Genomic DNA, 21,401 nt, shown 5'->3' with positions numbered 1-21,401 from the left:
CCGCGCATGCGCCGCTGGGGGATACTGGCCGCGCTGGCCCTGATAACCGGCTGTACGATTGTGCCTCAGGGGGGAGGACCACGCCCTTCCGGCCCGGCCGCGCCGCCCGCCGGTGTGACCAGCGCCGCCCTTGCCGGAGTCGCTGCCGGCCCCAACGTGGGTTCGCTCGGTCTGCGCGCCGCTGATGCCGACATGGCGCTCGCCTCGTTCCGTGAAAGCTGCCGCTGGCTGCTGACCCGTCCCGATGCGAGCGGACTGACCCGCCCGGACGACTGGCGTCCGGCCTGTGGTGCGGTGAGCACCTGGGCTCCGGGCCGTGGACATGAATTCTTCCAGCAGTACTTCGAAACTGCCCGTGTCGGTGACGGCGCGGCTTTCGCCACGGGCTACTTCGAACCGGAAATCCGCGGCAGCCGGACGCGCATCCCCGGCTACGACGTGCCGGTCTATGCCATGCCGCCCGACCTTGTCCGCGCCTGGCCAGAGGACGTACCCGCAAGCGAGCGCACCGGCCGCCCGCCGCTCGGCCGTTACGACGAGAGCGGCAAATTCACGCTCTATTACGACCGGGCGCAGATTGAGGCTGGGGCGCTCGCGGGCCGCGGGTTGGAGATTGCCTGGGTGGCTGATCCGGTGGAATTCTTCTTCCTGCAGATCCAGGGCTCGGGGCGCCTCGTCGCGCCGGACGGCAGCGTTATGCGGATCGGCTATGCCGGGCAGAACGGGCGCGAATACGTCGGCGTGGGCCGCGTCATGCGCGAGCGCGGACTGATCGGCGACGGGCCGGGCCAGTACTCGGGCTCGATGCAGGGCATCATGGCCTATATCCACAAGCACCCGGAAGAAGGCCGCGACCTCATGCGGCTCAACAAGAGCTGGATCTTCTTCCAGGAGCTGAAGGGCGACGGCCCGCTCGGTTCGCTCGGCGTGCCTGTGCGGCGCGAAAGCTCCGTCGCGGTCGATCCCGCCTTCGTTCCCTATGGCGCGCCGGTGTGGCTCCAGGTCGACCGGCCCGAGGCCGGCGGGCTGTGGGTCGCGCAGGACACCGGGGGGGCGATCAAGGGCGCCAACCGCTTCGATACGTTCTGGGGTGCTGGCGAGGATGCACGGCGGATCGCTGGCGGTATGAGCGCGCGCGGCCAGGCGCTGGTGCTGCTGCCGAAGGGGACCGTCGCGCGCCTCCACGGGCGATGAGCGCGCCGCGCGGATTGAGCGAGGCGGAGAAGGCGGCGTGGGAACGCCTCGCCGCCACCGTGACGCCGCTGCATCCTCTCCGCCCCCGGGCAGGGACCGTGCCCGCCGACCCGAAGCCTCAGGCCAAAGCGCCTCCGAAACCGCCGGCCAAATCCACCAAACCGCTAACGCCGGGAACGCCGCCTGTACCTCTTCAACGACCTCTGGCGAGTGCCCCTCCCGCCAAGGTGGAGGATGGACTCGATTCGCATTGGGAGCGGCGCTTCAAAGCGGGCAGCGTGGCACCCGACTTCACGCTCGACCTGCACGGCCATACGCTCGATGCGGCGCATGCGCGGCTCGAGAGCGGACTGTTTCAGGCCAAGGCCATGGGCGCCCGGGTGATCCTGTTGATCGCCGGCAAGCCGCGCCCGGTCGACGCCGCCGACCGCGGCAGCCGCCGCGGTGCTATCCGGGCGAAGATCCTCGACTGGCTCGCCGCCGGCCCGCACGGATCCGACATCGCCGCCATACGAAAAGCGCACCGCCGCCACGGAGGCGACGGTGCGCTCTACTTGGTGCTGAAGCGGCGGAGATGACCCGGACGGGGCGCGCGTTTCCCCCCTTCTGTCATCCCATCGCACGCTGGGGTCGGTCTATGCCAGGTCGCACCTCACTGCACGCGATCCCAGCTTTCGCTGGGATGACGGTGGTGGCGAGGGCGCTCAGGCTGCCTCGGCCACCGCCACCGGTTCGTTGCGGATCAGGTAGTCGAAAGCGCTCAGCGCCGCCTTGGAGCCCTCGCCCATGGCGATCACGATCTGCTTGTAGGGCACGGTCGTGCAGTCGCCCGCGGCGAACACGCCGGGCAGATTGGTCGCCGCGTCGCCGTCGATTTCGATCTCGCCGAACTTGCTCAGGCCGAGGCCGCTGTCCTTGAGCCACTCGGTGTTGGGCACCAGCCCGATCTGGACGAACACGCCCGCCAGCTCGACGCGGTGCTCCTCGCCGCTCGCGCGGTCCTTGTAGACGAGACCGTTCACGCGGCTCCCGTCGCCGGTGATCTCGGTCGTCTGCGCGTTGGTGAAGACCTCGACATTGTCCATGCTGCGCAGCTTGGCCTGCAGCACTTCGTCGGCGCGCAGCTTGGTGTCGAACTCGATCACGGTGACATGGTCGACGATCTTGGCGAGATCGATCGCCGCCTCGACGCCCGAGTTGCCGCCGCCGATCACCGCGATGCGCTTGCCCTTGAACAGCGGGCCGTCGCAGTGCGGGCAATAGGCCACGCCCTTGTTGCGGTATTCGGCTTCGCCCGGCACGCCGAGATTGCGCCAGCGCGCGCCGGTCGCGAGGATCAGCGAACGCGTCTTGAGCGAGGCGCCGTTGGCGAACACGACCTCGTGCAGGCCGCCCGGCTGCGAGGCGGGAATCAGCTTCTCCGCCTGCAGGCGGTCCATCAGGTCGATCTCGTATTCACCGACATGGCTTTCGAGCTGCGCCGCCAGCTTGGGACCTTCGGTATAGGTCGTGCCGGTCAGGTTCTCGATCCCGAGCGTGTCGTGGAGCTGGCCGCCGAAGCGTTCTGCGGCGATGCCGGTGGAGAAGCCCTTGCGCGCGGTGTAGATCGCCGCAGAGGCGCCGGCGGGGCCGCCGCCGACCACCAGCACTTCGAACGGTTCCTTCTCGGCCAGCTTGGCGGCCTGGCGCTCGCCGGCGCCGGTGTCGAGCTTCGCCAGCACGTCCTCCAGGCTCATCTTGCCGTTGAAGAACGGCTCGCCGTTCAGGAACGTCGCTGGCACCGCCATCACATCGCGTGCCTCGACCTCGTCCTTGAAGGTGCCGCCTTCGATCAGCGTCGCGGTGATGCGCGGGTTGAGCAGCGCCATCAGCGTGAGCGCCTGCACCACGTCGGGGCAATTGTGGCAGCTCAGCGAGAAGTACATCTCGAAGTTGTAGTCGCCCTCGAGCCGCTCGATCGCCGCGATGGTTTCGGGATCGGCCTTAGGGGGATGGCCGCCGGCCCAGAGCAGCGCGAGCACCAGCGAGGTGAACTCGTGCCCCATCGGCAGGCCTGCGAAGCGGACCCATTTCTCGGCATCGGGGGCGCGGCGGATGATGAAGCTCGGCTTGCGTTCGTCCATTCCGTCGAACTGGGCCGAGACATGCTCGTGCAGCTCGGCGATTTCCATCAGGAGCGCGCGGGTCTCACCGGACTTCGCATCGTCGCCGAGGGAAGCGACGAGCTCGATCGGCTCGCGCAGATTGGCGAGGTACTGCTTAAGCTGCTGCTTCATCGCGGTGTCGAGCATGGGTGAACTCCTGATTCGGTAAGCCGTCATTGCGAGCCGCCGAAGGGCGCGCCGCGATCCACGATGCGACCTGGCTGCCGATGCGACGGCGCGTTCGGGTCATGGATTGTTTCATCGCTCGCGCTCCTCGCAATAACGGGGAGGACGCGGCGTATGAAGGCCCGGGGCGGGGGAGGGGGGAGGTGCCCCGGGCCTTCCACGTGACCCGGGCCGAAGCCCGGGTGCCTGTGTTCGGTGGCTAAGCCTTAAAGCTTGCCGACGAGATCGAGCGAGGGAGCCAGCGTTTCGCTGCCTTCTTCCCACGCCGCCGGGCAGACCTGGCCCGGGTTCTCGCGGACGTACTGCGCCGCCTTGATCTTGCGGGTCAGCTCGTTGGCATTGCGGCCGACGCCTTCGCAGGTGATTTCCATGATCTGGATCACGCCGTCGGGATCGACCACGAAGGTCGCACGGTCGGCGAGACCGGCGCCTTCACGCAGCACGCCGAAGTTGTTGGCGAGGATGTGGTTCTGGTCGCCGAGGAAAGCGTATTCGAGCTTGCCGATCTTCTCCGACGTGTCGTGCCACGCCTTGTGGCTGAAGTGCGTGTCGGTGCTCACGGCATAGACGTCGACGCCCATCTGCTGGAGCAGGTGATACTTCTCGCCGAGATCTTCGAGCTCGGTCGGGCAGACGAACGTAAAGTCGGCCGGATAGAAGAAGAACACGGCCCACTTGCCCTTCAGGTCCTCGTCGGAAACCTCGAAGAAGTCCTTGCCCTTCTGGAAGGCGGTCGCCTTGAACGGTTGGATCGTGCTGCCAATGATACCCATCTGTTGTGAATCCTCTTTCTGGGGTGAAACTCGAGGCTTCAGATAAGGTCCTGCACGATCAACAAAAGCGTTTTTGTGCGATTGCGAACATCGGAATAATCGATCACAGTGCTGGAACTTTCAAAAAGCGCAACGGACTCATCATGAGCATTGCGCCCGGTGCAACAGCTTATGGTCGGCAAGCACCAGCGCCATCATCGCAGCGACCACCGGAGTACCGCGGATGCCGACGCAGGGATCGTGGCGGCCCTTGGTGCGGACTTGCGTCGCCTCGCCTTCGCGGGTGATCGAATCGACCGGGGTAAGGATCGAGCTGGTCGGCTTGAAGGCGACACGGCAGACCACCGGCTGGCCGGTCGCAATGCCGCCGGCGATGCCCCCGGCATGGTTGGCGGCGAACTCCGGCCCGTTCTCGCCAGGTCGCATCGGATCGGCGTTCTCCTCGCCCCGCAGCGCGGCGGCACCGAACCCGTCGCCGATCTCCACGCCCTTGACAGCGTTGATTCCCATCATGGCGGAAGCGAGGTCGGCGTCGAGCTTGGCATAGATCGGCGCGCCCCAGCCCGCCGGTACCCCTTCGGCCACGCATTCGACCACCGCGCCGAGGCTGGAGCCGTCCTTGCGCGCCCGGTCCACCAGTGCCTCCCAGCGCTTGGCCGCCCAGCTATCGGGGCAGAAGAACGGATTGTCTCCGATCGTTTCGAGATTCATCGCCTCGCGATCGATTGCGTCGTCGCCGATCTGGACGACATAAGCGGTAATCGTCACTTCCGGGATCACCAGCCGCGCCACCGCGCCCGCCGCGACCCGCGCCGCCGTCTCGCGCGCCGAACTGCGCCCGCCGCCGCGATAGTCGCGCAGGCCGTACTTCGCGTCGTAGGCATAGTCGGCATGGCCGGGGCGATAGGCGGCGGCGATTTCCGAATAGTCCTTCGAGCGCTGATCGGTATTCTCGATCATCAGCGAGATCGGGGTGCCGGTCGTGCGGCCCTCGAACGTGCCGGAGAGGATCTTCACCCGATCCGCCTCCTGCCGCTGGGTGGTGAACTTCGACTGCCCAGGCCGCCGCGCGTCGAGGAACGGCTGGATCTGCTGTTCGGAAAGCTCGAGCCCCGGCGGGCACCCGTCGACCAGCGCGCCCAGCGCGGGTCCGTGGCTCTCCCCCCAGGTCGTCATGCGGAAGACCCGCCCGAATGTGTTCCAGCTCATGGCCCTCGTCATACCCCAAGCGCCGTTCGTGTCGAGCGCAGTCGAGACACGCTTTCCTTGGGCGCGCAATAGTCCGTCTCTCGGCGAAAGCTGCGGATGCGCTACGAAGGGCACTGGACGCGCCCGGCTTTCACCGGCAGGAACAAAGCATGATTGCGAAGCTGAAGGGCCTGCTCGACGAAACCGGCGCGGACTGGGCGGTGATCGACGTCGGGGGCGTCGGCTATCTCGTCCACTGCTCGTCGAAGACTCTCGCTGCGCTGGGCGATGTGGGCGAGGCCTGCACGGTCTATACCGATCTGCAGGTGAGCGAGAACGACATGCGCCTGCTCGGCTTCGCGGAAGGCGCCGAGCGCGACTGGTTCCGCCTGCTGACCCAGGTACAGGGCGTGGGCAGCAAAGTCGCGCTGGCGATCCTCTCTGCGCTCTCGACCGGTGAACTGCAGGCCGCCTGCGCGGGCGGCGACGCCGCGATGGTCGCGCGCGCGCAGGGTGTAGGCCCGAAACTGGCGAGCCGGATCGTCAACGAATTGAAGGACAAGGCAGGCGCGCTGCCGGGCGGTGGCGGGGTCGGCGCCGTGCCGGTCACCCCCGCAGGCGGAGCGAGCGCTGATGCGGTCTCGGCGCTCGAAAACCTCGGCTTCAAACCCGCCGTCGCCGCCCGCGCGGTCGCCGCCGCGCAGGGCGAGCTGGGCGAAGACGCCAGCGAAAGCGACCTGATCCGCGTCGCGCTGAAGAGGGCGGCGGGGTGAAGCTCGCACTCGGCCATCTCTCCCGCTGGAGCGACCTCACCTTGTTCGGCCTGCGCGCGCTGACCGGCGGCTTCCTGATGCACGAGACCTGGGACAACGTGACCAGCCGCGCCCGTATGAACGAGTTCGTGCAGTTCCTGGACCAGTTCGGCTTTCCCTTGCCGTGGTTGCTCGCGCCGTTCTCGGTCGCCGTTCAGTTCGGCTGCGGCGCGCTGTTGGTCGTGGGCCTGCTGACTCGCTGGGCCGGGTTGCTGGTCGCTGCCAACTTCGCCGTCGCGGTCGTCATGGTGCATGTGAACGAGCCGTTTCGCGGCTGGTGGCCGGCGATCGTGCTGGTGTTCCTGGGGCTGCATTTCGCGGCGTCGGGATCGGGCAAGTTCGGTCTCGACAGGTTCTTCGGGAGGGGCCGGTGAACCTCGACGATCCCGACCGGCTGACCGCGCCCGAGCGCCAGAGCGGGGACGTGGACGCCGCTCTGCGGCCGAAATCGCTCGGCGAGTTCATCGGGCAGGAGGCGGCGCGAGAGAACCTGCGCGTATTCATCGAGAGCGCGCGGTCGCGCGAAGAGGCGATGGACCATGTGCTGTTCTTCGGCCCACCCGGCCTCGGCAAGACGACGCTGGCGCAGATCGTCGCCAAGGAGTTGGGCGTGGGTTTCCGCGCTACCAGCGGACCGGTCATCGCCAAGGCGGGCGATCTCGCCGCGCTGCTGACCAATCTCGAGCCGCACGACGTGCTGTTCATCGACGAGATCCACCGGCTCAATCCGGTGGTCGAGGAAGTGCTCTATCCGGCGATGGAGGACCGCGCGCTCGATCTCATCATCGGCGAAGGCCCCTCGGCGCGCAGCGTGCGGATCGACCTGTCGCCCTTCACGCTGGTCGGCGCGACCACGCGGCAGGGACTGCTGACCACGCCGCTGCGTGACCGGTTCGGCATCCCCGTGCGGCTCAACTTCTATACCCACGAGGAGCTCGACCTCGTCGTCACACGCGGCGCGCGGCTGCTGGGGATGGACATCGACCCAGCGGGCGCACGCGAGATCGCCCGTCGGAGCCGCGGCACCCCGCGCGTCGCCGGACGGCTGCTGCGGCGCGTGCGCGACTTCGCGCACGTCGCGGGCGACGGCGTGGTGACGCGCAAGGTTGCCGATGAGGCGCTCACCCGGCTGGAGATCGATCGGCTCGGCCTCGATGCGATGGACCGGCGCTATCTGACCATGATCGCGACGACCTATCGCGGCGGCCCTGTGGGTGTGGAGACGCTCGCAGCGGGGCTCTCGGAGCCACGCGACACGGTCGAGGAAGTGATCGAGCCGTATCTGATCCAGCTCGGCCTGGTGGCCCGCACGGCGCGCGGGCGCTGCCTCAACGAATCGGGCTGGACCCATCTGGAAATGAAACCGCCCAAGGGCGCGCAGTCAGGCTTGTTCGACGAAAACCCCTAACGCGAACGCAAGGAATTCCGCGGTTTTCGCCCCAACGCGGGACAAGTCGCGCCTGTCCGCGGATTTTGGCCGGTTTTCTTCCGCTGCGGCTTCCGAAAAGTGGTTAAAACGATTGCCGCGTTAGCCGCGTTGGGTTCCCATGGCATGACAAGGAGCGGTCTGGGGCCGGGTTCGCCGGCTGCCGGAGCTCCGAGGCAACGAGAGAACCTGTCATGTCGGTAAAGATGGCTCTGGCGAAACTGTCCGTGACTGCGGTCGGCGGCGCGCTGCTCGCAGGCGGCGCGGTCCACGTGGCCGAGAAGCAGATCACCGACGCGCCGTCGTACAAGTCGGACAAGACGCAGCCGGTGCGCTACATCAAGGAATCACCCAAGATCGTGAAGCGCGCGGTGCCCGAGGAACGGCGCAAGCGCCGCGTGGTGGAGCGCGAGGTGGAATGTGTGCCGACCGGCCCGGCCGCACCTGCGCCTGCCATGCCGGCGCCGGCCTATGACGAGGAATGCCCACCGGCCTATCAGGTAGCGATGGTGCCGGTGCCGCTCCCGCCAGCGCCCCCCATTTCGGGCGGCAGCAGCGGCGGTGTGACGGTAATCGGCGGCAGCGGAGGCTTCGGCGGTTTCGGTGGAGGGTTCTTCGGCGGCTTCTTCGGCGGCGGGAGCAGCAGCGGCGGCAATGTCGTGGTCACCTCGACCACTTCGGGCGGCTCGACTTCGACCTCGACGGGCGGCAGCTCGACCTCGTCAGGTGGCAGTTCCACCTCCACGTCGTCGGGCGGCAGCTCGACGTCCACTTCGACCGGGGGGAGCTCGACCTCGACGTCCACCGGGGGGAGCTCGACTTCGACTTCGGGCAACGTGTCGACCAGCACCTCGACCTCGGGGAACATCACCAGCAGCACGAGCACCAGCAGCTCGACCAGCACATCCAGCAGCACCTCGAGCAGCACGAGCTCCAGCACGAGCAGCTCGACGAGTTCGAGCACGTCCTCCAGCACGGGCGGCACCACCAGCGGTACGCAGGTGCCGGCCCCGCCGATGACGATCCTGTTCGGACTTGCCGCCGCGGCGGTGCTCGGGCGGCGCAAATTCAAGGCGGTGAAGGCGGTCTAAGTTCCTTCGCCACTCCCACGAGAAAGGGCGGCCCCCGCGAGGGAGCCGCCCTTTTTTGCGCCCGCGCGGTGCTGGCGGCTCAGGCCGCCAGCTTGCGCAGCACGTAGTGGAGGATGCCGCCGTTGCGGTAGTATTCCATCTCGTTGGCAGTATCGATCCGGCACTTGGCGGTGAAGGTGAAGCTCTCGCCGTTGGTGCGGGTCACCTCGACCGTGACGTCCTGCGCCGGCTTGAGGTCGGCGAGACCCTTGATCGTGAAGCTGTCCTCGCCCGTCAGGCCGAGCGTTTCGCGGGTTTCGCCTTCGGCAAACTGCAGCGGCAGCACGCCCATGCCAACGAGGTTGGAGCGGTGGATGCGCTCAAAGCTCTCGACGATTACCGCACGCACGCCGAGCAGGATCGTACCCTTGGCTGCCCAGTCGCGGCTGGAGCCGGTGCCGTATTCCTTGCCCGCGACGACGACCAGCGGCGTGCCGTCCGCCTTGTGCTTCATCGCCGCGTCGTAGATCGCCATCTGCTCGCCGCTATAGGCCGTGAACCCGCCTTCGACGCCCGGCACCATCTCGTTGCGGATGCGGATGTTCGCGAACGTGCCGCGCATCATTACTTCGTGGTTGCCGCGGCGCGAGCCGTAGGAATTGAAGTCCGCCTTCGCGACCTGGTTTTCGATCAGGTACTTGCCTGCCGGGCTGTCTTCCTTGATCGAACCGGCCGGGCTGATGTGGTCGGTGGTGACGCTGTCGCCGAGGATCGCGAGCGGCTTGGCATCCACGATATCGGTGACTGGCGCCGGCGTCATGCTCATGCCCTCGAAATAGGGCGGGTTGGCGACGTAAGTGCTGCCCGGACGCCACTGGTAGGTGTCCGACCCGGTCACGTCGATCGCCTGCCAGTGCTCGTCGCCCTTGTAGACGTCGGCATAGCGCGCTTCGAACATCGCACGGTCGATCGCGCCCGAGCGGATCGTGGCGATCTCCTCGTTGCTCGGCCACACGTCCTTCAGGAACACATCGTTGCCGGCCTGGTCGGTGCCGAGCGGGGTCTCGGTGATGTCTTCCGTGACCGTGCCCTTGAGCGCGTATGCGACGACCAGCGGCGGCGAGGCGAGGAAGTTCGCGCGCACATCGGGGCTGACGCGGCCCTCGAAGTTGCGGTTGCCCGAAAGCACGCTGGCGGCGACGATGTCGTTGCCGTTGATCGCCTGGCTGATCGGCGGGGCGAGCGGGCCCGAGTTGCCGATGCAGGTGGTGCAGCCGTAACCGACGAGATCGAAGCCGATCGCATCGAGATGCTCCTGCAGGCCGGCCTTCGCGAGGTAATCGGTGACCACCTGCGAACCGGGCGCGAGGCTGGTCTTAACCCACGGCTTGGGCTTCAACCCGCGCTCGTTGGCCTTTTTGGCGACCAGGCCGGCGGCGACCATCACGTCGGGGTTGGAGGTGTTGGTGCAGCTCGTGATTGCGGCGATCACGACGTCGCCGTCGCCGATGTCGTGGTCCTTGCCATCGACCGCGACGCGGGCGGGCTCGCTCTTGCCGTAGAGTGCCTTGAGGTCGGAATTGAACAGCTCGTCGACCTCGGGGAGGATCACCTTGTCCTGCGGCCGCTTCGGGCCGGCGAGGCTGGGGACGACGGCGCCGATGTCCAGTTCCAGCGTCCGGGTGAAGACCGGCTCGTTGCCCGGTTCGAACCACATGCCCTGCTCGCGGCTGTAGGCTTCGACCAGCGCGATTGTCTCCTCGCTGCGGCCGGTCAGGCGCATGTAGTCGAGTGTCTTGCCGTCGATCCCGAAGAAGCCGCAGGTTGCGCCGTATTCGGGCGCCATGTTGGCGATCGTCGCGCGGTCGGCGAGGCTCAGGGTCGAGACGCCCGGGCCGTAGAACTCGACGAAGCGGCCGACCACGCCGGCGGCGCGCAGCATCTGGGTGCAAGTGAGCACGAGGTCGGTCGCGGTCACCCCTTCCCCGAGCTTGCCGTCGAGGCGGAAGCCGACGACTTCGGGGATCAGCATGGAGACCGGCTGGCCGAGCATGGCCGCCTCCGCCTCGATCCCGCCGACGCCCCAGCCGAGCACGCCAAGTCCGTTGACCATGGTTGTATGGCTATCCGTGCCGACGCAGGTGTCGGGATAGGCAACCATCTGGCCGCTCTCGTCCTGGCTCGACCACACACCCTGGGCGATGTGCTCGAGGTTCACCTGGTGGCAGATGCCGGTGCCCGGGGGTACGGCGGAGAAGTTGCGGAAGCTCTTGGAACCCCACTTGAGGAAGTCGTAGCGCTCGGCATTGCGCGCATATTCGAACTCGACGTTCTGGTGGAACGCGCGGGGATGGCCGAACTCGTCGACCATGACCGAGTGGTCGATCACCAGGTTGACCGGCACCTGCGGGTTGATCTTGGCGGTGTCGCCGCCGAGCTTGGCGATCGCGTCGCGCATGGCGGCGAGATCGACCACGCAAGGCACGCCGGTGAAGTCCTGCAGCAGCACGCGGGCCGGGCGATACTGGATTTCCGCGCCGGTCGCCGGGTTCTTCTGCCAGTCGGCGATCGCGCGGACGTGTTCCTCGCCCACGGTGAAGCCGCCATCCTCGAACCGCAGCATGTTCTCGAGCAGGACCTTGAGCGAGAACGGGAGGCGCGAGATGTCGCCGACGCGCTCGGCCGCCTTGGCGAAGGAGTAGTAGGCGTAGTCCCTGCCGTTCACGTTGAGAGTGGAGCGGGTCTGGAGGCTGTCCTTGCCGACCTGGGTCATGCTGTGCGTCGTCCTTTCGTGAATGGCGTCCACCGTCTGCGCTTCGGCGGAAAGAGTCGCGATTTTGCCGCGGCACCTGCGCGTTCGCGCGCGAAGCGTCAAGGGCGTGCACCCGGAACCGCGCGGTGCACCGAGGCATTGGTCCTGCGAAACGGGCCGTCAGCCGAGTGCGCGGCCGACTGGAGAGACACGATGATCGACCATCCCAAAGCGGATTCCGATCCGCGCGATACCGTGCGCGCGGCCGCCCTGGCCGGGGCGCTTGCGGTGGCAGCCTGCTTCGGGGCTGCCGCGACCTTCGCCGGGCAACCGGCCGCGGCTTCCGAAGCCACGCAGGTGGAGCGGGCCCGCTAGAGCGCGCTTTGTTCGGGCCGACGCCGCGCGGCGATCCAGCAGCCGATGACGATCAGCGCGGCGCCGGCGACGGTACCGGGGCCCAGTTCCTCGCGGAAGAACAGCCAGCCGAACAGCGCCGCCCACAGGAAGGCGGAATATTCGATCGGCAGGAGCACCTGCGCCTCGGCTCGCGCATAGGCCCAGGCGAGCGCGATGGCGGCGCCCGTCGCCAGCAATGCGGCCGCGCCGATGTCGCGCAAGGCCGCGGCCTCAGGCGTGACGAACAGGAGCGGTGCGAGCGGCAAGAGCGTGAGAGCGACGATACCGTTCTGAAAAGTTGCGACTTCGAGGGGGCGGGCGACCAGTGCCTGCTCGCGCTGGATGACCAGATTCCAGGCGTAGAGCAGGGTGGAGAACGCCATCGCGGACAGGCCGAGCAGCGCGTCGCGGTCGAGTTCCTGAGTTCCGAGCTTGCCGATGACGATCACCACCACGCCCGCCAGTCCGAGCAGCGCGGCGACGACTGCCCGCCGCTCGATCGTTTCATCCAGCAGAATCGCGGCGAGATAGAGCGCGATCAGCGGTGCGACGAAGGACAGTGCGATCGCCTCCGCCAGCGGCAGGCGCACGAGCGCGAAGAAGAAGGTCAGGGCCATGAAGGCGACGACGATCCCGCGCTTCAGGTGGATGCGCAGCACACGCCCCGCCGGCCAGCGCCCGCCGAGCCCGAGCCAGAAGGGTGCAACCACGGCCAGCCCGATCGCGGTGCGCAGCAGCAGTGCGCTATAGGCGCCGACCACTATCGAGGCGGACTTCATGAAGGCGTCCATCGCTGCGAACAGCGCGATTCCCGCCACGGTGACGAGGATGGGCAACTGGCGGTGCTCGGGAAGCATCGCAGCGGCCATAGGCCGGGTGTTGCGGCGCGTCATCAGGCATGTGCGATTCAGCCGCCAGTCAGCCGCGGTGCTTGATGCGCATGTTTCATTAAGGCAGATTCGCGCCGGCCCTCGCTACGACCAGAGGCGCCCGGGGCTAGAGACAGGACCAAATGACCAGCAAACTTTCGCCGATTCTTCTTGCTGCCGCATCGCTGACGGCGCTTCATCCCGCCGCAGCGGCGGCGCAGCAGCAGGCGCCGGAGAACCTCCTGCCGGAATCGCAGGCGGTCGGCCAGTATCCGGTTCGGCCGGACAGCGACGTCGTTGCCGGCGAGCCGGCGCAGCCCGCCCGGCCCGCGCCGACACCGCCGGTCGCGATGCCCGGCGATCCGGTACGCACGATCGCCAAGGAAGTGGTTCAGCAGTTCGAGCCGGCGGTCCAGCCCTGGACGGTCGCGAACGCGGAGAAGCTCGCCACCGTCATCGCCGGGATCGGCGCCGAAGGGCTCGATCCGGCCGACTACGACGAGCTGGCGCTGCGCCAGGCGATCGCGGGCGGCCCGGGCGAGCAGCTCGACCAGGTGGCGAGCCGCGCCTTCGCATGGCTGGTGGAGGACATGCGCGATGGCCGCACGCCGATGGAAGCGCGCAAGCAGTGGTTCGTGGTCGATCCCGATCCCGACCGCTACCGCACTGGCGACGTGATGGCCCGTGCGCTCGCCAGCGGCGATATCGCGGGCGCGCTGCAGAATCTCGCACCGCTCCATCCGGATTACGCCAAGCTCAAGACCGAACTGGCCGCGACTCCGGCGGGTCAGACCTCGAAGCGCAAGCTGATCCGCGCCAACATGGATCGCTGGCGCTGGCTCGCGCGCGATCTCGGCAACCAGTACCTGATGACCAACGTGCCCGAGTTCCAGCTCCGGCTGACGGTTAACGACAAGATCCTGCGCACCTACAAGACCATCGTCGGCAAGCCGGGCCGCACCGCGACCCCGCAACTCGCCGAAATCGTCGAAGGGGTGATCTTCAACCCCACCTGGACGGTGCCGCAGTCGATCGTGAAGGGCGAAGGGCTGGGCGCGCGGGTGCTCGGCAATCCGGGCTGGGCGCGCGCCAATGGTTACAAGGGCTGGCGCGACAAGGAGACCGGCTTCGTCACCGTGGTGCAGCAGCCGGGGCCGGGCAACTCGCTCGGGCTGATGAAGCTCGACATGCCCAACCCGCATGCGATCTTCCTGCACGACACGCCGTCGCGCCACTTGTTCAACAACGCCAACCGCGCGCTCAGCCACGGCTGCATCCGCACCGAGCGGGCGAGCGAACTGGCGATCACGCTGGCGATCCTGGCGAAGAACCCGACCTCGGACGAAGAGCGCAAGATCGCCGCGGAAGAAGCGGTCGAGATCCTCAAGTCGAGCGAATACACCAAGGTCCCGTTCACGACGCGGATGCCGGTCTACATCACCTATTTCACGATGGGCACCGACATCGACGGCGAGATGCGTACCTTCAAGGACATCTATGGCCGCGACGCACCGGTCCTCGCCGCGTTCGACCAGCCGCGCGAAGCCAACCGCGCCCGCCGTACGAGCGAGGAAGCGGTGCAGATCATCGACGATATGAAGACCACCTGAGGGGGTTTCGCCGGCATCATCCCAGCGAAAACCGGGAGCCGGCGCCGCCAGGTTAAACGTTGCTGCCGTCGGGATCGGAGCTTGCGTTCGGCACAGTAAGGCCGAAGCAACCGATCCCTTCGCCGGTCGCCGGCTTCGGCAGATACCTCTCCTCTGCGCAGGGGTGCCGTAAGCATGTATCGAGTGCATGATGAGGCACGACCGCACCGGCATCACTGAACGATAGCCTGATCGACCGCTCCGTTTCACGTGCGACAAGGCCGCCACTTACATAGTTGAGATCGGCCTCGCCGACTTCAGGGCGGATGGTTATGCCGAGCACGTCTAGCCAGCCCATTCCGTCATGATCGAACGGTCGAAGGCGCCCCGTTTCAGGCAGCTGTGCGTCGAGCGCGAACGGGGCCGACCGATCGAATGGCACCATAGACGGTTGGGGCATTCCATTGCTCCTCCTTCTCGTTGGGCATTGCCTCCCTGAAAGAAATGTTTTAGGTTTAAAACAAGTAAGGAGATGAGATGCGTGTAGCGTGCCTCGGCGGCGGTCCTGCCGGACTATATTTTGCCATTTCGATGAAGCTGCGCGATCCCGCTCACGAGGTCGCGGTGTTCGAACGCAACCGGCCCGACGACACGTTCGGCTGGGGGGTCGTGTTCTCCGATCAGACGGTCGAGAATCTGATGGCCAACGACCCCGTAAGCGGGAAGATCATCCAGGACGAATTCGCCCATTGGGACGACATCGACGTCCATATCCATGGACAAGCGATCCGCTCGTCCGGTCATGGCTTTATCGGCATCGGCCGCAAGCGGTTGCTCAACATCCTCCAGGAACGGGCTCGCGAGCTCGGTGTCGTGCTTCATTTCGAGCACGAGGCCAGCCCGGATCTCGACGACTGGCGCGATTACGATCTCGTGATCGCGGCGGATGGCGCCAACAGCCGTATCCGGACCCGTTATGAGGAGCAATTCGGCGTCGACATTCAGACGCGGCGGAACAAGTTCTTCTGGTTCGGTACGCATCAGGTGTTCGATGCGTTCACTTTCGCCTTTGAGGAAACGAAGGCGGGCTGGGTCTGGGCGCATGCCTATCGCTTCGACGACGACCTTTCGACCTTCATCGTCGAAACGGCACCCGAGACGTGGGAAGGCCTCAACCTCGACCGGATGGACCAGCCCGAGGCGATCGCCTTCTGCGAGGAACTCTTCGCCAGGTATCTCGGCGGCCACCGTCTCATGTCCAATGCCGCCCATCTCAAGGGGCCCGACGCCTGGCTCAACTTTCGCCGCATCATCTGCGACAACTGGTCGTACAGGAACCTGATCCTTCTGGGCGATGCCGCGCACACCGCGCATTTCTCGATCGGATCGGGCACGAAGCTTGCGCTGGAAGACGCAATCAAGCTTGCCGAGGTGCTGAACAGGCCCGGCCTGTCGCGCCATCAGGCGCTGGAGGAATACCAGGCCGAGCGGAACCTGGAAGTGCTGAAGCTCCAGAACAGCGCGCGAAATTCAACCGAATGGTTCGAGACGCTTGGCCGGTACCTTCATTTCGAGCCGATCCAGTTCGCCTATTCACTCCTGACGCGCAGTCAGCGCGTGAGCCACGAGAACCTGCGCCTGCGCGACAAGGACTGGCTAGAAGGCGTCGAGCAGTGGTTTCAGTCAAGGGCCACGGGTGCGCCCACCGATCGTCCGGCGCCGCCGATGTTTGCGCCTTACAGGTTGCGTGAGATGGAGCTGGCGAATCGCGTCGTCGTTTCGCCGATGGCGACCTATTCGGCCGAGGACGGAATGCCGAACGACTTCCACCTCGTTCACTATGGCACGCGTTCTCAAGGTGGGGCGGGGCTCGTTTATACGGAGATGACCTGCGTTTCTCCGACCGGGCGCATCACGCCGGGATGCCCCGGCATGTACACGCCGCAGCATCGCGACGCCTGGAAGCGCATTGTCGATTTCGTCCATGGGCAGAGCCACGCCAAGTTCTGTCTCCAGCTCGGTCACAGCGGGCCGAAAGGCTCGACGAAGGTAGGATGGGAAGGATATGACGTGCCGCTGGAGAGCGGCAACTGGCCTGTCATGGCTGCCTCCGACGTCCCGTGGAGTTCGGGTAACCAGACGCCCATTCCAATGACCCGCGGCGACATGACGATTGTGCGGGACCAGTTCGTCGCGGCGGTGGAAATGGGGCGTGAAGCATGCTTCGACATGATCGAGCTCCATGCGGCGCACGGCTACCTCCTCTCCAGCTTCATCACACCGCTCACCAACAAGCGCACTGACGAATACGGCGGAAACCTCGAAAACCGCCTCCGCTTCCCCCTTGAGGTGTTCCGCGCGATGCGCGCTGCCTGGCCGACCGAAAAGCCGATGTCGGTCCGTATCTCTGCCAACGACTGGATGGGGGATCTCGGCATCACGCCGGACGATGCGGTCGAGATTGCCCGTGCGTTCTGGGAGGAGGGTGTCGACCTGGTCGACGTTTCCGCCGGCCAGACCTGGGCGGACTGCAAGCCCGTCTACGGCCGCATGTTCCAGACGCCCTTCGCCGACCAGATCCGCAACGAAGCCCGTGTCTCGACGATGGCGGTCGGGAACATCTACGAGACCGATCACGTCAATTCTATTCTCGCTGCCGGGCGCGCCGATCTCGTTGCGCTTGCCAGGCCGCATCTCATCGATCCGATGTGGACGCTCCGTGCCGCCGCGAGCCATGACTATCGGGGCGTCCATGTACCGCCGCCTTATCTCGGTGGCCAAGCCCAGCTCACGCGTAATCTTCAGCGCGAACAAGAAGCGGCGCTGACGGCGTGATGCGTTTCCAGGGTCAACATGCGGCCGTTACCGGCGGCGGCACGGGTATTGGTGCTGCCGTCGCGCGTGCACTCGCGAAGGAGGGCGCGAAGCTCACCCTCATCGGCCGCCGCCGCGAGCCCCTGGAGCAACTTGCGGTGGATCTTCCAGAGGCACTGGTCGCGCCCGCGGACGTGACGGTTCGCAGCGAAATCGACAATGCATTCGCGAGCGCTCGTGCCGCGCATGGCCCCATCACCATCCTCGTCAACAATGCCGGCGCTGCGCACAGTGCCCCCTTCGCACGCGTGACTGCCGAAAGCTGGCGCCGGGCGATGGCCGTCAACCTCGATGCCCTGCTCCATTGCTGCCAGGCTGCGCTTCCCGACTTGCTCGCCGCGTCCGCCGGACGGATCGTCACCATTGCATCGACCGCCGGGCTCAAAGGCTATGCATACACCGCGCCCTATGTGGCGGCGAAGCACGGCGCTGTCGGGCTCACCCGCGCGCTTGCAGCCGAGTTCGCGAAGACCAGCCTTACCGTGAACGCAGTCTGCCCCGGCTTCACGGACACGGATATCGTTGCCGATTCTATCACCACCATCGCCGCCACGACGGGCCGAGGGCGTGACGATGCGCGTGCGGCGTTGACGAAATTCAATCCTCAGGGCCGTCTTATCGATCCCGTAGAGGTTGCCAATGCCGTCGTCTGGCTGTGCCAGAAGGAGAGCCGTTCCATCACCGGACAGACCGTTGCCGTTGCAGGAGGGGAAATATGACTCTGAACCCTAACGAATATGCTCCAGTCCATTTCCGCTGGAGCTTCGAGGACGGAGTGGCAACTGTCACGCTGAACCGCCCCGAGCGCAAGAACCCGCTCACCTTCGAAAGCTATGCAGAGCTGCGCGACACGTTCCGACAACTGGTTTACGTTCCCGAAGTGAAGGTCGTTGTGATTGCCGGTGCCGGCGGCAATTTCAGCTCCGGCGGCGACGTGCACGAGATCATCGGCCCGCTGACCGAGATGGAGATGCCGGGACTGCTCGCCTTCACCCGCATGACCGGGGATCTGGTCAAGGCCATGCGTGCCTGCCCGCAACCGATCATCGCGGCGCTCGACGGCGTGTGCGTTGGAGCCGGCGCTATTCTCGCCATGGCTTCCGATATCCGGCTGGCGACTCCCGAAACCAAGACGGCCTTCCTGTTCACCCGCGTCGGCCTCGCGGGCTGCGACATGGGCGCGTGCGCCATCCTGCCGCGCATCATCGGACAAGGCAGGGCGTCCGAACTGCTGTTCAGCGGACGGGCCATGACCGCTGAGGAGGGCGAGCGTTGGGGCTTCCACAACCGTCTCGTCTCCGCCGATAACCTGGTGGATGAAGCGGCTACACTCGCGCGTGGGCTCGCGAGCGGGCCCACGTTCGCTCACGGAATTACCAAGACACAGCTCAATACCGAGTGGGCGGTCAGTCTCGACACGGCGATCGAGATGGAGGCGCAGGCCCAGGCGATCTGCATGACGACCAAGGATTTCAGGCGCGCGTTCGAAGCTTTCGCCGCGAAGCGTCAGCCCGAGTTCGAGGGCGACTGATGGTGGACCGTTCCTTTCTCGACTGGCCCTTTTTCGATGACAGCCACCGGCAACTCGCAGATGAGCTGGAGAGTTGGTGCGCTGCCGAGCTTTGCGACGAGCATGGGGAAGAGGACGTCGACGACGCCTGCCGTTCTCTGGTCAGCCGGCTGGGTGAAGGAGGCTGGTTGCGCTATTGCGTTCCGGCCGCTTACGGCGGCGTACACGAGACGCTCGACGTCCGTTCGCTCGCTCTGATCCGCGAAACCCTCGCTCGCCATTCGGGCCTCGCGGACTTTGCCTTCGCGATGCAAGGTCTCGGGTCCGGGACCATCACGCTATTCGGGACCGAAGCGCAGAAACAGGCGTACCTGCCTGCCGTTGCTGCGGGGACCAAGATTGCCGCCTTCGCGCTGACTGAACCACGCTCCGGCTCCGATGTCGCATCCATGGAAACCACAGCTGACGAAGCGCCGGATGGCTATCTCGTCAACGGCGCCAAGACCTACATCTCCAATGGCGGCATCGCGGATTATTATGTGCTGTTCGCGCGGACTGGAGAGGCGCCGGGGGCGAAGGGCATCTCCACTTTCCTCGTCGATGCCGACACGCCGGGGCTCGAAATGAGCGAGCGCATCCGCGTGATCGCGCCGCATCCTCTCGCGACGCTGCAATTCTCCAATATGGAGCTTGCGGCTGATACCCTCCTTGGCGAGCGCGGTCGCGGCTTCGCGCAGGCGATGGCGACGCTGGATATATTCCGCACCACCGTCGGCGCCGCAGCGCTCGGGTTCGCGCGGCGGGCACTGGACGAAGCCACAGGTCGCGCTCTCGGTCGCAAGCTGGGCCAGGGGGTACTCGCGGATAACCCGATCACCCAATCGAAGCTCGCCGAAATGGTGCTCGATGTCGATGCGTCGGCCCTGCTCATCTATCGGGCGGCATGGCTCAAGGACGTTAAGGGTCAGCGCAACAGTCGCGAAGCCGCGCTCGCGAAACTCCACGCCACCGACCGCGCCCAGATCGTAATCGACAAAGCCGTCCAGATTTTCGGCGGGCTCGGCGTGACCCACGGCGTGCCGGTCGAAAGCCTCTACCGAGAAGTGCGCGCCCTGCGCATCTACGAAGGGGCATCGGAAGTACAAAAAGTGGTAATCGCGCGCACTCATCTTGCGGAAGCCAACAAATGAGCACGCGTTTTCAAGTCAGCTATCCGATCCGGTTCGCCCACTGTGACCCCGCCGGGATTGCCTATTATCCGCGCTACTTCGAGCTGTGCGACGCCGCGGTGGAGGAGTGGACCGACACGGTGCTCGGCGTGTCACGCAAGACGCTTCATCTCGAGATGGGCCTTGCCTTGCCTACGGTCGATCTCCGCGCCGGATTTTCGGCGCCGAGCCGTCTCGGCGACTGGCTGGATCTTGCGGTCGTCGTCGAGGAGGTCGGACGATCGTCGCTCGTACTTGCTGTCACTGCGACGAGCGAGAAAGAACGCCGCTTCGGTGCTACATTTACGCAGGTCCTAACCCGCATGAAGACGATGAGACCTGAGCCTTGGCCGACTGAATGGCGGCAACGGCTGATAGCATTTTCCAAAATAAAACAGGAGATTTCCGCTTGACCGCTCACCAGACCCTTCTTCCCGCCGGCTGGGACCGACCAAGGGGGTACGCCAATGGCATGGCAGCGCACGGCCGCCTTGTATTCACTGCCGGTATCGTCGGGTGGGACGAGCGACAGCGCTTCGTCTCGGAAGACATGGTGGGCCAGTTCGAGCAGGTGCTCGTCAATACTGTGGCGATCCTCGCCGAGGCGGGTGCGCGGCCGGAGCATATCGTGAGAATGACGTGGTACGTCACCGACAGAGCGGAATATGTGAACAACCTGGCTGAGATCGGCCAGATCTACAAAAAGTTTATCGGGAAGGTCTTCCCCGCGATGACGGTAGTCGAGGTGACCGCGCTGGTCGAGGCAAGCGCCCGTATCGAGATCGAGACGACAGCGGTACTTCCCGACCCCGTTAGCTGATCGGGATCCTAGACTCGGTTCCGGCCGCTGAATCACCGTTTCTTCTGCCGGGAACGAGCACTTCCAGATTTGTGTGCATCTGGTCGAGGCTGTTCGTCAGATGCTCGAAATCCTCGATCGAGAAGCCCTGGATGATCTGCGCGTAAACCGGCGCGGTGATCGTCCGGGCTTCGGAAAGCTTCCGCTTGCCTTCAGCCGTCATCGTTACCTTGACCACCCTGTTGTCCCTTTCAAGCGGGCGGCACGCCACGAGCCTTGCCGTTACCATCCGCTGGACGATGCGGGTCATGGTCGAAAGCGGGATCACGGCAGCCTCGGCAAGCTGCCCGACGCTTCGCGGGCTCTTTTCACCCAGCACCATGAGCACCCGCCAGTAGGGAATATCTATTCCGACCGCTTTCAAGCGGGCCTCGATCACCAGATTGTACCGGCTCACCAGACGATTGAGCAGATAGAACGGATATTTTTCGAGCTGGAACGCCGCCGTTCCGGGATCTCCAAGCTCCCGCGGGTCCTGCATCAGCTCCCCCCTTTCTCGCACAATTTTGTTACCCCGGATCCGTTGAGACCGACCAATTGATTGCATTTGC

General features: G+C 65.8%; 21 protein-coding genes. 13 read left to right on the top strand and 8 right to left on the bottom strand.

Features of this window, described 5'->3' with window-relative positions; genetic code table 11:
* Positions 1 to 6: 6 nt before the first annotated feature.
* Both mltA and D2V04_RS15635 read left to right on the top strand, forming a co-directional pair.
* Entirely contained in the window at positions 7 to 1,194 is a 1,188-nt protein-coding gene (gene mltA / locus D2V04_RS15640; protein WP_119514636.1) for a murein transglycosylase A, read from the top strand.
* Positions 1,191 to 1,772, top strand: coding sequence for a Smr/MutS family protein (locus D2V04_RS15635; RefSeq protein WP_119514635.1), 582 nt, complete (start codon positions 1,191 to 1,193; stop codon positions 1,770 to 1,772). Before mltA ends, D2V04_RS15635 begins: the two co-directional genes overlap by 4 nt.
* Positions 1,773 to 1,898: 126 nt before the next feature.
* On the opposite strand, the gene ahpF is transcribed toward D2V04_RS15635, so the two are convergent.
* The 3 genes from ahpF to aroC all read right to left on the bottom strand — a co-directional run bounded on the left by ahpF (position 1,899) and on the right by aroC (position 5,506).
* Complete coding sequence (gene ahpF, locus D2V04_RS15630) at positions 1,899 to 3,485, bottom strand: alkyl hydroperoxide reductase subunit F (protein WP_119514634.1); 1,587 nt, start codon at positions 3,483 to 3,485, stop codon at positions 1,899 to 1,901.
* A gap of 245 nt (positions 3,486 to 3,730) precedes the next feature.
* On the bottom strand, positions 3,731 to 4,297 hold the full coding sequence (ahpC, locus tag D2V04_RS15625; protein ID WP_119514633.1) for an alkyl hydroperoxide reductase subunit C: 567 nt from the start codon (positions 4,295 to 4,297) through the stop codon (positions 3,731 to 3,733).
* Positions 4,298 to 4,438: 141 nt separating this feature from the next.
* Positions 4,439 to 5,506: a chorismate synthase gene (aroC, locus tag D2V04_RS15620; protein WP_119514632.1), complete on the bottom strand. Its 1,068-nt coding sequence runs from the start codon at positions 5,504 to 5,506 to the stop codon at positions 4,439 to 4,441.
* 149 nt (positions 5,507 to 5,655) lie between these two features.
* Here aroC and ruvA point away from each other — a divergent pair, with 149 nt between their 5' ends.
* Genes ruvA through ruvB form a run of 3 tightly spaced genes read left to right on the top strand, consistent with a single transcriptional unit; the run spans position 5,656 to position 7,705 of the window.
* Complete coding sequence (ruvA, locus tag D2V04_RS15615) at positions 5,656 to 6,258, top strand: Holliday junction branch migration protein RuvA (protein ID WP_119514631.1); 603 nt, start codon at positions 5,656 to 5,658, stop codon at positions 6,256 to 6,258.
* Positions 6,255 to 6,671: a DoxX family protein gene (locus tag D2V04_RS15610; RefSeq protein ID WP_119514630.1), complete on the top strand. Its 417-nt coding sequence runs from the start codon at positions 6,255 to 6,257 to the stop codon at positions 6,669 to 6,671. Before ruvA ends, D2V04_RS15610 begins: the two co-directional genes overlap by 4 nt.
* Entirely contained in the window at positions 6,668 to 7,705 is a 1,038-nt protein-coding gene (ruvB, locus tag D2V04_RS15605; RefSeq protein ID WP_119514629.1) for a Holliday junction branch migration DNA helicase RuvB, read from the top strand. Before D2V04_RS15610 ends, ruvB begins: the two co-directional genes overlap by 4 nt.
* Before the next feature lie 514 nt (positions 7,706 to 8,219).
* Here the strand turns inward: ruvB and D2V04_RS18015 are convergent.
* Complete coding sequence (locus tag D2V04_RS18015) at positions 8,220 to 8,789, bottom strand: hypothetical protein (RefSeq protein ID WP_182849790.1); 570 nt, start codon at positions 8,787 to 8,789, stop codon at positions 8,220 to 8,222.
* A gap of 104 nt (positions 8,790 to 8,893) precedes the next feature.
* The gene (gene acnA, locus D2V04_RS15595; RefSeq protein WP_119514913.1) at positions 8,894 to 11,566 is read right to left on the bottom strand and encodes an aconitate hydratase AcnA; all 2,673 of its coding nucleotides are present in this window, start codon (positions 11,564 to 11,566) and stop codon (positions 8,894 to 8,896) included.
* Positions 11,567 to 11,758: 192 nt separating this feature from the next.
* Between acnA and D2V04_RS18010 the strand changes: the two genes are divergently transcribed.
* On the top strand, positions 11,759 to 11,920 hold the full coding sequence (locus D2V04_RS18010) for a hypothetical protein (RefSeq protein WP_182849789.1): 162 nt from the start codon (positions 11,759 to 11,761) through the stop codon (positions 11,918 to 11,920).
* Here D2V04_RS18010 and D2V04_RS15590 read toward each other — a convergent pair.
* Positions 11,917 to 12,834, bottom strand: a complete 918-nt coding sequence (locus D2V04_RS15590) for a DMT family transporter (protein ID WP_228766487.1) — start codon at positions 12,832 to 12,834, stop codon at positions 11,917 to 11,919. The two genes, D2V04_RS18010 and D2V04_RS15590, sit on opposite strands and share 4 nt — an antisense overlap.
* A gap of 119 nt (positions 12,835 to 12,953) precedes the next feature.
* On the opposite strand from D2V04_RS15590, the gene D2V04_RS15585 reads away from it, so the two are divergent.
* Entirely contained in the window at positions 12,954 to 14,420 is a 1,467-nt protein-coding gene (locus D2V04_RS15585) for a L,D-transpeptidase family protein (RefSeq protein WP_119514628.1), read from the top strand.
* 52 nt (positions 14,421 to 14,472) lie between these two features.
* On the opposite strand, the gene D2V04_RS15580 is transcribed toward D2V04_RS15585, so the two are convergent.
* Positions 14,473 to 14,859 (bottom strand): acyl-CoA dehydrogenase family protein, encoded by a 387-nt coding sequence (locus D2V04_RS15580; RefSeq protein WP_147391849.1) that lies wholly within the window; start codon positions 14,857 to 14,859, stop codon positions 14,473 to 14,475.
* Positions 14,860 to 14,936: 77 nt separating this feature from the next.
* Here D2V04_RS15580 and D2V04_RS15575 point away from each other — a divergent pair, with 77 nt between their 5' ends.
* Genes D2V04_RS15575 through D2V04_RS15550 form a run of 6 tightly spaced genes read left to right on the top strand, consistent with a single transcriptional unit; the run spans position 14,937 to position 20,811 of the window.
* Complete coding sequence (locus tag D2V04_RS15575) at positions 14,937 to 17,234, top strand: bifunctional salicylyl-CoA 5-hydroxylase/oxidoreductase (RefSeq protein WP_119514626.1); 2,298 nt, start codon at positions 14,937 to 14,939, stop codon at positions 17,232 to 17,234.
* Positions 17,234 to 17,992: an SDR family NAD(P)-dependent oxidoreductase gene (locus tag D2V04_RS15570; protein WP_119514625.1), complete on the top strand. Its 759-nt coding sequence runs from the start codon at positions 17,234 to 17,236 to the stop codon at positions 17,990 to 17,992. Before D2V04_RS15575 ends, D2V04_RS15570 begins: the two co-directional genes overlap by 1 nt.
* The gene (locus D2V04_RS15565) at positions 17,989 to 18,804 is read left to right on the top strand and encodes an enoyl-CoA hydratase family protein (RefSeq protein WP_119514624.1); all 816 of its coding nucleotides are present in this window, start codon (positions 17,989 to 17,991) and stop codon (positions 18,802 to 18,804) included. Before D2V04_RS15570 ends, D2V04_RS15565 begins: the two co-directional genes overlap by 4 nt.
* Positions 18,804 to 19,973, top strand: coding sequence for an acyl-CoA dehydrogenase family protein (locus D2V04_RS15560; protein ID WP_119514623.1), 1,170 nt, complete (start codon positions 18,804 to 18,806; stop codon positions 19,971 to 19,973). Before D2V04_RS15565 ends, D2V04_RS15560 begins: the two co-directional genes overlap by 1 nt.
* Positions 19,970 to 20,404 (top strand): acyl-CoA thioesterase, encoded by a 435-nt coding sequence (locus D2V04_RS15555; RefSeq protein WP_119514622.1) that lies wholly within the window; start codon positions 19,970 to 19,972, stop codon positions 20,402 to 20,404. The genes D2V04_RS15560 and D2V04_RS15555 overlap by 4 nt, the downstream gene beginning before the upstream one ends.
* A complete protein-coding gene (locus tag D2V04_RS15550; protein WP_324186912.1) occupies positions 20,401 to 20,811 on the top strand; it encodes a RidA family protein in 411 nt (136 codons plus the stop codon). Before D2V04_RS15555 ends, D2V04_RS15550 begins: the two co-directional genes overlap by 4 nt.
* On the opposite strand, the gene D2V04_RS15545 is transcribed toward D2V04_RS15550, so the two are convergent.
* Positions 20,804 to 21,331 (bottom strand): MarR family winged helix-turn-helix transcriptional regulator, encoded by a 528-nt coding sequence (locus D2V04_RS15545; protein WP_119514620.1) that lies wholly within the window; start codon positions 21,329 to 21,331, stop codon positions 20,804 to 20,806. The two genes, D2V04_RS15550 and D2V04_RS15545, sit on opposite strands and share 8 nt — an antisense overlap.
* Positions 21,332 to 21,401 lie beyond the last annotated feature (70 nt).

It is taken from the genome of Pelagerythrobacter aerophilus, assembly GCF_003581645.1.
Lineage (GTDB): Bacteria > Pseudomonadota > Alphaproteobacteria > Sphingomonadales > Sphingomonadaceae > Pelagerythrobacter > Pelagerythrobacter aerophilus.
Note: the sequence above shows the minus strand (reverse complement) of the source record. Positions and strands in the feature narration are given on the sequence as shown.

What these genes read in the sequence shown, in the direction of transcription:
- mltA (WP_119514636.1), top strand. Translation starts at nt 7, where the DNA reads ATGCGCCGCTGGGGGATACTGGCCGCGCTGGCCCTGATAACCGGCTGT.
- D2V04_RS15635 (WP_119514635.1), top strand. Translation starts at nt 1,191, where the DNA reads ATGAGCGCGCCGCGCGGATTGAGCGAGGCGGAGAAGGCGGCGTGGGAA.
- ahpF (WP_119514634.1), bottom strand. Translation starts at nt 3,485, where the DNA reads ATGCTCGACACCGCGATGAAGCAGCAGCTTAAGCAGTACCTCGCCAAT.
- ahpC (WP_119514633.1), bottom strand. Translation starts at nt 4,297, where the DNA reads ATGGGTATCATTGGCAGCACGATCCAACCGTTCAAGGCGACCGCCTTC.
- aroC (WP_119514632.1), bottom strand. Translation starts at nt 5,506, where the DNA reads ATGAGCTGGAACACATTCGGGCGGGTCTTCCGCATGACGACCTGGGGG.
- ruvA (WP_119514631.1), top strand. Translation starts at nt 5,656, where the DNA reads ATGATTGCGAAGCTGAAGGGCCTGCTCGACGAAACCGGCGCGGACTGG.
- acnA (WP_119514913.1), bottom strand. Translation starts at nt 11,566, where the DNA reads ATGACCCAGGTCGGCAAGGACAGCCTCCAGACCCGCTCCACTCTCAAC.
- D2V04_RS18010 (WP_182849789.1), top strand. Translation starts at nt 11,759, where the DNA reads ATGATCGACCATCCCAAAGCGGATTCCGATCCGCGCGATACCGTGCGC.
- D2V04_RS15590 (WP_228766487.1), bottom strand. Translation starts at nt 12,834, where the DNA reads ATGACGCGCCGCAACACCCGGCCTATGGCCGCTGCGATGCTTCCCGAG.
- D2V04_RS15585 (WP_119514628.1), top strand. Translation starts at nt 12,954, where the DNA reads ATGACCAGCAAACTTTCGCCGATTCTTCTTGCTGCCGCATCGCTGACG.
- D2V04_RS15580 (WP_147391849.1), bottom strand. Translation starts at nt 14,859, where the DNA reads ATGCCCCAACCGTCTATGGTGCCATTCGATCGGTCGGCCCCGTTCGCG.
- D2V04_RS15575 (WP_119514626.1), top strand. Translation starts at nt 14,937, where the DNA reads ATGCGTGTAGCGTGCCTCGGCGGCGGTCCTGCCGGACTATATTTTGCC.
- D2V04_RS15570 (WP_119514625.1), top strand. Translation starts at nt 17,234, where the DNA reads ATGCGTTTCCAGGGTCAACATGCGGCCGTTACCGGCGGCGGCACGGGT.
- D2V04_RS15565 (WP_119514624.1), top strand. Translation starts at nt 17,989, where the DNA reads ATGACTCTGAACCCTAACGAATATGCTCCAGTCCATTTCCGCTGGAGC.
- D2V04_RS15560 (WP_119514623.1), top strand. Translation starts at nt 18,804, where the DNA reads ATGGTGGACCGTTCCTTTCTCGACTGGCCCTTTTTCGATGACAGCCAC.
- D2V04_RS15555 (WP_119514622.1), top strand. Translation starts at nt 19,970, where the DNA reads ATGAGCACGCGTTTTCAAGTCAGCTATCCGATCCGGTTCGCCCACTGT.
- D2V04_RS15545 (WP_119514620.1), bottom strand. Translation starts at nt 21,331, where the DNA reads ATGCAGGACCCGCGGGAGCTTGGAGATCCCGGAACGGCGGCGTTCCAG.